The organism is Thiolapillus sp. (assembly GCF_048562965.1).
GTDB classification, from domain to species: Bacteria; Pseudomonadota; Gammaproteobacteria; order Chromatiales; family Chromatiaceae; genus Thiolapillus; species Thiolapillus brandeum_A.
The window spans coordinates 1-508 of record NZ_JBHNMF010001696.1; the positions used below are offsets into that span (position 1 = coordinate 1).

Consider the following 508-nt stretch of genomic DNA (forward strand, 5'->3'; position numbering starts at 1 on the left):
CCGGCAATCCCCCCGGAAATTCTCTGGTCACTGTGCTGCTGCGCATGGTGGCTTGAATAATTTCTGGGAAACTTCAGTTTTAAAATACAGTCATGTTGATGACGAAGAGAAACCAAATGTAAAGGAGTCGTTATTGTGGAAAAACACCGCCAGCGCGCTAGTCGGCTCAGCGCGGCGCATGTTTATGGCGGAGGTTGTTGAGTTGCTTGGCTGGGGTGGTCAACGTTACGTTGAAAAGACTTTCGGCTGGGACAGAAAAACGATTCGTAAGGGACAGCAAGAAAGGGATGCAGGAGAACCCGCATTGGATGGACGTTGCCGCTCTGGTCGCAAGAAGGCGGAAGAACACTGGCCCCGGTTGCTGGACGATATCGTCGACATTCTCGATACCACAGGGCAAACCGACCCCACCTTCAGAAGCACTCGAATTTATACACCAATCGCCGCCAGGGAGGTCCGGCGCCGACTACTGGAACAAAAAGGCTACACGGACAGCCCGTTGATCGGT

At 53.0% G+C, this 508-nt stretch carries 1 pseudogene; it reads left to right on the forward strand.

Features of this window, described 5'->3' with window-relative positions:
• Positions 1–52 precede the first annotated feature (52 nt).
• Positions 53–508, forward strand: a pseudogene (locus tag ACOCD2_RS26270) (hypothetical protein); the annotation flags it as partial.